Origin of the sequence: Aeromonas sp. s11 (assembly GCF_040907945.1) — a bacterium.
Lineage (GTDB): Bacteria > Pseudomonadota > Gammaproteobacteria > Enterobacterales > Aeromonadaceae > Aeromonas > Aeromonas veronii.
In genome coordinates this window covers 21,035-30,442 of sequence record NZ_JBFOCU010000050.1, presented here as the reverse complement: position 1 = coordinate 30,442, position 9,408 = coordinate 21,035, and the positions used below count along the sequence as shown (strand labels likewise).

At 60.1% G+C, this 9,408-nt stretch carries 8 protein-coding genes; 3 read left to right on the top strand and 5 right to left on the bottom strand.

Annotation, left to right across the window (positions count from 1 at the left end):
- Positions 1 to 136 precede the first annotated feature (136 nt).
- The 5 genes from AB5Y84_RS13615 to cra all read right to left on the bottom strand — a co-directional run bounded on the left by AB5Y84_RS13615 (position 137) and on the right by cra (position 5,097).
- On the bottom strand, positions 137 to 787 hold the full coding sequence (locus AB5Y84_RS13615; RefSeq protein WP_368177165.1) for a hypothetical protein: 651 nt from the start codon (positions 785 to 787) through the stop codon (positions 137 to 139).
- Between the two features lie 116 nt (positions 788 to 903).
- Positions 904 to 1,290 (bottom strand): MAPEG family protein, encoded by a 387-nt coding sequence (locus tag AB5Y84_RS13610; RefSeq protein ID WP_139743640.1) that lies wholly within the window; start codon positions 1,288 to 1,290, stop codon positions 904 to 906.
- Positions 1,291 to 1,510: 220 nt separating this feature from the next.
- The gene (locus AB5Y84_RS13605; protein ID WP_005333187.1) at positions 1,511 to 2,068 is read right to left on the bottom strand and encodes a hypothetical protein; all 558 of its coding nucleotides are present in this window, start codon (positions 2,066 to 2,068) and stop codon (positions 1,511 to 1,513) included.
- 253 nt (positions 2,069 to 2,321) lie between these two features.
- The gene (locus tag AB5Y84_RS13600; RefSeq protein WP_335839548.1) at positions 2,322 to 3,515 is read right to left on the bottom strand and encodes an aromatic amino acid transport family protein; all 1,194 of its coding nucleotides are present in this window, start codon (positions 3,513 to 3,515) and stop codon (positions 2,322 to 2,324) included.
- 598 nt (positions 3,516 to 4,113) lie between these two features.
- Positions 4,114 to 5,097 (bottom strand): catabolite repressor/activator, encoded by a 984-nt coding sequence (gene cra / locus AB5Y84_RS13595; RefSeq protein ID WP_368177164.1) that lies wholly within the window; start codon positions 5,095 to 5,097, stop codon positions 4,114 to 4,116.
- Positions 5,098 to 5,396: 299 nt separating this feature from the next.
- Here cra and fruB point away from each other — a divergent pair, with 299 nt between their 5' ends.
- From fruB to fruA, 3 genes are read left to right on the top strand one after another with little or no spacing between them, the layout of a single operon-like run.
- Positions 5,397 to 6,497, top strand: coding sequence for a fused PTS fructose transporter subunit IIA/HPr protein (gene fruB, locus AB5Y84_RS13590; RefSeq protein WP_368177163.1), 1,101 nt, complete (start codon positions 5,397 to 5,399; stop codon positions 6,495 to 6,497).
- Entirely contained in the window at positions 6,497 to 7,486 is a 990-nt protein-coding gene (pfkB, locus tag AB5Y84_RS13585; protein WP_368177162.1) for a 1-phosphofructokinase, read from the top strand. The genes fruB and pfkB overlap by 1 nt, the downstream gene beginning before the upstream one ends.
- Positions 7,483 to 9,219, top strand: a complete 1,737-nt coding sequence (fruA, locus tag AB5Y84_RS13580; RefSeq protein ID WP_368177161.1) for a PTS fructose transporter subunit IIBC — start codon at positions 7,483 to 7,485, stop codon at positions 9,217 to 9,219. The genes pfkB and fruA overlap by 4 nt, the downstream gene beginning before the upstream one ends.
- Positions 9,220 to 9,408 lie beyond the last annotated feature (189 nt).

The following is a 9,408-nucleotide window of genomic DNA, read 5'->3' as shown; positions in this document are numbered from 1 at the left end:
CGTTGAAATACAGAACCCCCGATGCGGTACATAGGGGGTTCTGAGTAGAGAAATGCTAGTTGAAAATGTGTAAACCTATTTCAGGACTAGACATTCAGCCATACAATCGGCTCTGTGTGGTGCAGCGAGAGCAACGCTAGATGGCGGAGAGGTACTGCTTTTGCATCGCCAGCCAGCGGCCGTTATTGATAAACGCCAGCTGTACCTTGAGCAGGGCCGCAATTTCCGCCCGGTGCTTTTTATCGAGGTAGAGAAAGACCTGCTCTTTGGTGATCTTCTGCCAGGGGGATGCCAGTGCAGGTTGAGAGGCGGGGCGCATCTTGATGAGCCAGTTCACTTTGCCTCGATGCAGTTGGGCAAGCCCCTGCTTCTCATCGTTCAACCAGATGACCTGATAGTTACCGAGGAAGCGCTCGCACCACTGGATGCCACGCAGGCAGCCAATCACGGTACCCCTGGCAGGGGGCCAGGTCGGGTTATCCCTTGGCTGACCATAAATCGCCGCCTCCGAGATGGGGGCACCGATCTGCAGCAAGTGGGGATAGGTCTGATCAAAGCCCTTGATCCGGGCCATATCGCCATCGACGGCATGGTCTGCCTCAATCAACTTTTCGCAGCGGGCATAGGTGCAGGGGATCAACTGAAAGTCGATGCCGGCCCGGCCAAACCAGTCATGAATAAAAGGGCGCAATATCGCAGTGTGCTCGACCGCTGCCGCCAGCTTGAGCGGGGTTGCGTGGGCAACGGGAGTCAGCCCGACAAGCAGTAACCAGCCAATCCACTTCATATCGTACTCCTGAATCGGGCTTGTTTAAGCAGCACTGTTGCGACTATCTGTGCAGTGAAGAATAGCCGATGGGGATGGCTGCCAGACCGCTTCGCCAGCTATTCGTGACGGCCGGGTCAGGGGAGCAGCGCCGTGATCAGGATATGGGCAGCGCTCACCAGGATCACTGTGAAGGTCAGCCCCATTCCCGCCACCCGATAACGGAAGTTCTCCGGCGTGCGGCTCATGCCAAAGGCGTGGCAGAGGCGACCAAGCAGCAAGGCACTCCCCAGCAGATGGATAAGCCAGGGGGTCTGGCTGCCGGTTTCGACGAAATAGATCAGCAGCAGGGCGAGGGGGACATACTCGGCAAAGTTGGCATGCACCCGCATGGCGCGCAACATGGCGGGATCATCCCCATGCCCCAGCGCCACCTTGCGGCTATGGCGGGTGCGAATAGTACGAATGCTCAGCAACACAAAAAGCAGCGCGAGCAGGGCCGCGTAAACAGGCAGTATGGTCATGGTATCTGGCTCCTTGTGTGATGATAACGAGTGGCTGGAGTTGAGAGACGCGATATTGCTCGGCATCTCAATGGCTTGCCTTGAGGGTAGCAGCAAACTGCCTTAGCACGACTGTCATTCACTCACTCGCCATCGGCCCAGCGCAGGCGCAAAACAAACAGCCCTGCCGAAGTGGCAGGGCTGTTTTTTGACCGTGTTGATGGTGGGCAGAGCCCCGCCATTACCCCTCGTAAGGGAGGGAGGAGTGGTGCAGCACGATGCGCACCTTGCCATCATCTCCCTTCTTGAAACCCCAGGTCTTGTCGACAGTGGTCTCCTTGTTGTCGCGATCCACCAGATGTACCTTGCCCATGGTCAGCGCCATGTCGCCATTGATATAGACGGCGGCATTGTCATAGCGATAGCTCTGCCAGTTTTTCAGGGCAAAGCCGCTATCGGCCGGATAGGCGCTGTTGTTGCCGACAAAGTAGGCCAGCGCCCCCTCGCGGTTGGTGCGAAAGGTCTGCTCGCCACCGGCAAGGGTGGGTTTGAACAGCACCGGCCCCTGCTGGTAGCCATAAGCGCTGTCGAGCACCGACTCGGCGGTCGCCTTGGCGCGCTCAATCCCACCGGCGCGATAGTCATCGCTGATCTTGATGAGCGCCGCGCCCCAACCATCCTGCGCGGCCTTGATCTCCGCCTCGGTAATATTGTTGTTGGCGATTTCGGCGGCGCTGAGTGCGCCGCTGGCGGCAAGCAGGACGAGGGCAAGGGTGCTCTTCTTGAGGTGCAACATCATTGTTTTCTAACTCCTGATAGCGATAAACGAGCGGGCAGTGTAGCGAAGAGGCATGAACGGTTTTTGAACTGATTATTCAGGGTTGGGTAGTAAAAAGGTCGGTATATAGCTGAAGGTTTGGGTGTTTGTTTGGTAAGGGGCGCTCTCTTAATTAATGGCGGATGCCTGTATCCAACTTGATTTCTTTTCCAACAAAAAGCCCCGCCAAGTTAATTGGCGGGGCTTTGCTATTTGGGGCATTCAGTATCGGGGATTACAGCGCTGGCAGCAGCCCCATGCTGACGCTAATCTGGACGCCGACAATCAGCACCCCCATGGCGGCGGCAAGACCCAGTGCCACTACGCCACCTGGGGCGCGGTAGTGGTGGGCAGGTGCCTGCTTGCGGCTCTGCCATACCAGCGCCACCGGCAGCAGTACCGCGAGGATCGCCAGCGCAATGGCAGCGTAGCCGAGCGCCATGATAAAGCCCTGCGGGAAGTAGAGGGCAAACAGCAATGGCGGCACAAAGGTGATGAGGCCAGTCTGGGTGCGGCCCTGCCAGTTGTCCTTGCGGCGGGTCACCTTGGCCATAAAGTCGAACAGCCCCAGCGTTACCCCGAGGAAGGAAGTGGCGAGCGCCAGATCGGCAAACAGGTGCATCGCCTGATTAAACGCAGGCCAGCTCACCAGCTTGCCGACGTTGGCCAGCAGGCTGTCCAACGCACCACCGGTTTGCAGCAGGGCTTGCTGGCCGAGCAGACCGAGGATTGCTACCTGCCACAGCACGTAGAGGATCAGCGGCAGGGCTGAGCCCCAGACAAAGACCCGGCGCAACTGCTTGGGGCAGTCACCGAGGTAGAGCATCACACTCGGAATGGAGCCGTGAAAGCCGAACGAGGTGAAGATGACCGGCAGGCCCGCCAGCAACAGGCCCTGACCCAGTGGCATCGAGAGCAGATGCTGCCCTTCGGTGCGGGGCAGCAGCAACGCCAGCACCACCACCATGATCACCAGTTTGACGGTGAACATCAGCCGGTTGAGGTAATCCACCGATCGGGTGCCGACACAGACCATGCCGCCAAACAGCAGGGTAAAGGCCCAGGCGGCCTGCTCCTGGCTGAGGGTCATGCCTGCATCGGCCAGCGCCTGTGCCAGCAGGCTGCTACCGCCGCTGATGTAGGCGGAGGCCAGCGAGTAGAACAGCATCAGGATACAGAAGGAGGCGATGCGCTTGCCCCAGGGGCCGAGCAGATGGTCCGCCAGCTGGTGCAGGTACCACTTGCCGGTGTTGAGGCTTGCCTCTACTTGCAGCATGGCGGTGAAGGCCATCAGGGCCCAGAGGCCGACCATCAACATCAGGGTGGCGGGGCCGCCGAGGGAGGAGGAGGCCAGCGGCAGGGCCAGCATGCCGGCACCTATGGTGGTGCCGGCAATCAACAGGGTACAACCCAGGGTTTTGGTATTCATGTTATCCATCCGAACGTAGCGGTGTCAGTGCAAACAGGCGATGTCAGCAGTGACGTCAACAAGAGGGGGCCGATTGGCGTTATCAGAAGGCGCCTCCGGGATAGGGCCGGAGGCTAGCAATATCGGAACGGGAACATCTGTACCTAAAACCTGTCAGTTGTAAAAGATGGTTGCCACGTTAGCGGATCGAAATAGCGGAAACAACCCCTTTTATACGGATCTTGTGCTGGCTTGTGGCAACAAGTGGAAATAAATGATGACAGCGGTAGCTAATTGCAGAAAAAAGCACCGAAAAAAATGACTGGCAGGGGCTCATTGATACAGGTCAGCAAGTGGCAGCAGCGCAGATAGGGGAGCGGGGAGGGCGTTGTATGAACGCTGGCGTGGCGTTGAGGGACAACAGGGGTGTGGCGGCCGGTTGCTTAGTCGGTCAAACCTGTAGAGAAAGCAGAAAGCAGAAAGCAGAAAGCAGAAAGCAGAAAGCAGAGCGCGGTAGGGTTGTGGGGAAAAACAATAAGGCTGCCAATCCTGGCAGCCTTATTGTCATCTACTTTCTTTACCCACCCATTGATAGCAAATCGGGTCTGGTTCGAGCAGGTTAGCGGCGGCGCTTGAGGGTGCGGCTCACATAGTGCAGCCCGCTCTGGTATTCGCCGTTCACCGCCTTGAGCGCCAGCTCCAGCGCCTGGCTCGCCAGCGCATCGTGCTGCTGGGGCAGAGAGTTGATGCCAAAGGGGAGAAAGTCGAGCAGACGATCGTCGCCGAAGGTGGCCATGGCGAGCTGGCTCATGTCGATTTCTTGCTCCAAAAGGTAGTCGAGTACCCCCTCCATCAGGATATAGGAGGTGGTGATCAGCGCTTCGGGCAACTGGCCCAGCTGCTGGTGCAGATCCTTGATCAGGCGATACCCCTCAAGACGGGAGAAGTGATCCCCCTCACACAGGTGGCGAGCCCCGCTATGACTGGCGACCGCCTGCTCGAAACCGGCTTTTCGCTCCTTACTGATCGTGAGTGCTGGCAGCGCGGTGATCAAGGCGATATGGCGCAAGGTCGGGGTAAGCAGGGAGCTGGTGAGATCAAAGCTCGCTTTCTCGTTTTCGCTGGCGACGGTGACGAACTTGTCGGCGGCCATCGCCCGGTCGATGGCGAGGATCTGGCTGCCTTGCGCCTGCAATTTACCGTAGAAGGGGTCGTCCGGCGGCAGGCAGCTGGCCACCAGCAGGGCATCCACATGGCGGCTCACCAGCATCTGGGCCAGCTCTTTTTCGGTAGCGGGTTCATCTTCAGAGCAGACGATGAGCAGCTGATAGCCCTGCGCCCGCGCTCCCTGCTCCAGCCGCTTGGCCAGCTTGGCGTAACTGGCGTTCTCAAGGTCGGGCAGGATAAAGCCGAGGGTCTTGGTCTGGCCGCCACGCAGGGAGGCGGCGCGGCTGTCCGGCTGATAGTTATGGGCGGTGACAACGGCCATCACCTTGTCGCGGGTGGCCTGACTGATGCGGTATTGGTCGGCCTTGCCATTGATCACATAGCTTGCCGTGGTGCGCGAGACACCGGCGAGGGCGGCGATTTCATCCAGTTTCATCGTATTGGCTCTGTTTGAGTTGCAAGGCCCACGGTCACTGCCGGGTGAGGGCACCGAAAAGTGTGCGCGGGATCATATCATTGAAAAGCACTCTTTGTGGGTACTTGATCAATTCGCTGAAACGATTCAGTCTGAGTGTAAGTGAAACGATTCAGCCTGTCAGCAACGAAGAGACCCAGTGGCCTGAAAATCAGGCCCCGATCACAGTGAACCGTGTTCAGGTCTATTGTCAGCTGGCGAGTTATCCGAATGTTCAATTGTGACGTACCGGCGTGGCCGGAACCTGATGGAGAGTCTCTATGTTGAAGTTGGCGCGAGAGCAGATCTTGCTGGGGCAGTCGGTGGCGACCAAGTCGGACGCCATTGCCCTGCTGGCAGGCAAACTGACCGAAGCCGGTCTGGTGGAAGCGGGCTATGTGGATGGGATGCTGGCCCGTGAAGCGCAGCATGCCACCTATCTTGGCAGTGGCATCGCCATTCCCCACGGCACCACCGATACCCGTCATCTGGTGAAGAGCACAGGCGTCATGGTGGCCCAGTTCCCCAATGGTATCGAGTGGGATGAGGGGCAGATCGCCTATGTCGCCATCGGCATCGCCGCCAAGTCCGACGAGCATCTGGGCATTTTGCGCCAGCTCACCCATGTGCTGGGTGACGAGCAGGCGGCAGCTCAGCTCAAAGAGGCCACCGATGCCGACACCATCATCAACATCCTGACTGGCGCCACTGCCGCCAAAGAGGTGCAATACCTGACCCTGGCTGACTTCCCGGCCGATGATCGCGATCAACTGCTGCTGGGAGCAGCCGCCCGCGCCAAATCGGCGGGCTGGGGCGATGCCGCCATGGTGAGCGCGCAGCTGGCAAGCGATCCCGCCTATCTGGGCGAGGGCATCTGGCTGGCCCGGGCGCAAGCGGCCCAGACTGGCTGGGTGTTGGCAACGCCCAGCAGCGAACTTCGCGCAGGGGCGCTGCCGGTCAGCGCCATGCTACTGCTGTGCGCCGCAGATAGCGGCCATCTGCCGCAGCTGGAGAATCTGGCCAAACTGGCGGCTGCTGGTCAGCTGGCGACGCTGGCGGGCGGCGAGGGACTGGCCATGCTGCAAGCAGGCCCCGCGAGCGGTCTTTCCGAAACCTTCACCATCATCAATCCCCACGGCTTGCACGCTCGTCCCGGCGCCATGCTGGTCAAGGTGGCCAAAGAGTTTGAATCCGACATCCGGGTGGCCAATCTGGATGGCAGCGGCGAAGCGGTTTCCGCCAAGAGCCTGATGAAAGTGATCGGTCTTGGGGTCAAATGCGGGCACCGTCTGGCGTTTCGCGCCGAAGGGGCTGATGCCGAAGCGGCTCTCAAGGGGATCGGTGAGGCCATCGCCGCTGGTCTCGGCGAGGGGGCGCATTAATGAAGATTGTTACCATCACCCTCAATCCGGCCCTTGATCTCACTACTCGCCTCGAGGCGATGAGCCTCGGTGAGGTCAATCTGGTGAGCGAGGCCAACCTGCGTGCCGCAGGCAAGGGGATCAACGTCGCCATGGTGCTCAAGGACTTGGGCCGCGAGGTGGGCGTCACCGGCTGGCTGGGCGCAGACAATGAGCAGAGCTTTGTCTCCCTGTTTGCAGAGCGTGCGCTGGATGATCACTTTGTCCGTGTCGCGGGCAGCACCCGCATCAACGTCAAGATTTCCGAGCAGTCCGGTCAGGTCACCGATCTCAACTTGCCGGGGCTCACCATCCAGCAAGGGGAAGTGTGCGCGCTGGAGCAGGCCATCGACAAATTGGCACCTCACGCCGAGTGGTTCGTGCTGGCGGGCAGCCTGCCCAAAGGGGTGGCCCCCGATTACTGCGCCCATCTGATCCGCCTGCTCAAGGCCAAGGGCAAGCAGGTGATCTTCGATTGCAGCGGTGCGGCGTTAAGCGAAGGGATCAAGGCGGCGCCGACCCTGGTCAAACCCAATCTGGAGGAGCTGAGCCAATGGGCTGGTCGCCCCATCAAGACCCTGAGCGAGCAGGCCGAGTGTGCCCGCGCGCTGCAGGCGAGCGGGATCCCCAACGTGGTGATCTCCAACGGCGCCGATGGCCTCATCTGGTTTGCCCCAGATGCCGTTTGGCAAGCCATTCCGCCGCGGATGCAGGTGGTCAGCACGGTTGGTGCTGGCGATTCTCTGGTGGCAGGTCTCGCCCATGGTCTGAGCCTTGGCTGGGCGCCGGAGCAGACCCTGCGGCTGGCCACCGCCGTCTCGGCACTGGCGGTCAGTCAGGTGGCGGTCGGCTTTGACGATATCAATGTGCTCAACCCTTTACTTGAACAGGTGCGCGTAGAGCGTCTGGATGTGCTGGCACCGGTTCAGTGCAATACCCCCTCAATGGAAAACTCAGGAGATGCCCAATGAAAGCAATCTTGGTTACGGCTTGCCCGGCGGGCATTGCCACCAGCTTTCTCGCTACAAAACGGATAGAACAGCAGGCCAAACTGGCTGGCTGGGAACTCACCCTCGACGTCGGCTCCAGCGTGCAGCCCCGCCAAGTACCGAGCAAGGAGCAGATTGCCGCCGCCGATCTGGTGCTGGTTGTCGCCAGCGCCCCGGTGGATCTCGCCGCCTATGATGGCAAGCGAGTCTATCAGGGCAGCATGGATCTCGCCTTGCAGGATCCCGCCGCCTTGCTGGAGGCCGCCGCCAGCGGCGCCAGTGTTTATCGTCATCAAGCCGCCTCCGCCGTTGCCAATGCTGCCGCCAAACCGGCCGCCGCTGGCAAGCGCATTGTGGCGGTGACCGCCTGTCCGACCGGTGTGGCCCACACCTTTATGTCGGCAGAAGCGCTGGAGACCATGGCCAAACAGCTGGGTTATCAGTTCCGTGTCGAAACCCAAGGCTCGGTCGGTGCCCAGAATGCCCTGACCGCCGAGGAGATTGCCGCTGCCGATCTGGTGTTCCTCGCCACCGATATCGAAGTGGACATGGCGCGTTTTGACGGTAAGCCGGTCTATCGCACCAGCACCGGCGCTGCGCTGAAGAAAACCCGTGCCGAGCTCGACAAGGCGTGGATCGAGGCGACACTCTATCGCCACAGCGGTGCCAGCCAGCCCAAGAAAGAGGAAAAAGCCGGCCCCTACAAGCACCTGTTAACCGGCGTCTCCTTCATGCTGCCCATGGTGGTGGCGGGCGGCCTTATCATCGCGCTCTCGTTTGTGTTCGGTATCGAAGCGTTCAAGGTGGAAGGCACTCTGGCCGCCGCTCTGATGAAGATCGGTGGTGGCTCCGCCTTTGCCCTGATGATCCCGGTGCTGGCCGGTTACATTGCCTACTCCATCGCTGACCGCCCGGGTCTCGCTCCCGGCATGATCGGCGGTATGCTGGCAAGCTCGCTGGGCGCCGGTTTCCTCGGCGGTATCGTGGCCGGTTTCCTGGCCGGTTACAGCGCCAAATACCTGAGCGACAAGGTGCGCCTACCGACCACTCTGGAAGCGCTCAAACCCATCCTGATCATTCCGTTGGTGGCCAGCCTCTTTACCGGTCTGGTGATGATCTACGTAGTGGGTGGGCCAGTGGCCGGCATCATGAATGCCATGACCGAGTTCCTCAACAATATGGGCTCTGCCAACGCCGTGCTGCTGGGTGTCATCATCGGTGCCATGATGTGCTTCGACATGGGCGGTCCGGTCAACAAAGCTGCTTACGCCTTCGGTGTCGGCCTGCTGGCCTCCAAAACCTATGCCCCCATGGCTGCGGTGATGGCCGCCGGTATGGTGCCGGCACTGGGGATGGGGATCGCCACCTTCCTGGCCCGCACCAAGTTCATCAAGGCGGAGCAGGAAGCGGGCAAAGCCTCCTTCGTGCTGGGCCTGTGCTTTATCTCCGAGGGGGCCATTCCGTTTGCCGCCAAGGATCCGATGCGCGTTATCCCGGCCTGCATGGTTGGCGGCGCCCTGACCGGTGCGCTCTCCATGCTGTTCGGCTGTGAGCTGATGGCACCCCACGGCGGTCTGTTCGTGCTGTTCATCCCGCACGCCATCAGCAACGTCATGATGTATATCGTTGCCATTGCCGCAGGCTCGCTGCTGACCGGTGTCTCCTACGCCATGCTCAAACGCGGCGAAGAGCAGGCCAAGCTGGCAACAGCCTGATAGTCATTCCACTTTCAAAGCAAGCAGTTCAATGCCGCCCGGTTGCAAAGCCGGGCGGCGTTTTTATATGCCCTTTTAAACAGAATCGTTGAGCAGCGGTTACTGAAGTCTCGCTTATCAGCGCCAGCGTCAGGCTCAGTTTCAACACTTAATTGTGTGGGGAAGGGCCCTAACCAATATCCCGTGTAT

Excerpts from the sequence above, each read along its gene's own strand:
- AB5Y84_RS13615 (WP_368177165.1), bottom strand. The coding sequence starts at position 787 with ATGAAGTGGATTGGCTGGTTACTGCTTGTCGGGCTGACTCCCGTTGCC.
- cra (WP_368177164.1), bottom strand. The coding sequence starts at position 5,097 with ATGAAACTGGATGAAATCGCCGCCCTCGCCGGTGTCTCGCGCACCACG.
- fruA (WP_368177161.1), top strand. The coding sequence starts at position 7,483 with ATGAAAGCAATCTTGGTTACGGCTTGCCCGGCGGGCATTGCCACCAGC.
- AB5Y84_RS13600 (WP_335839548.1), bottom strand. The coding sequence starts at position 3,515 with ATGAATACCAAAACCCTGGGTTGTACCCTGTTGATTGCCGGCACCACC.
- fruB (WP_368177163.1), top strand. The coding sequence starts at position 5,397 with ATGTTGAAGTTGGCGCGAGAGCAGATCTTGCTGGGGCAGTCGGTGGCG.
- pfkB (WP_368177162.1), top strand. The coding sequence starts at position 6,497 with ATGAAGATTGTTACCATCACCCTCAATCCGGCCCTTGATCTCACTACT.
- AB5Y84_RS13605 (WP_005333187.1), bottom strand. The coding sequence starts at position 2,068 with ATGATGTTGCACCTCAAGAAGAGCACCCTTGCCCTCGTCCTGCTTGCC.
- AB5Y84_RS13610 (WP_139743640.1), bottom strand. The coding sequence starts at position 1,290 with ATGACCATACTGCCTGTTTACGCGGCCCTGCTCGCGCTGCTTTTTGTG.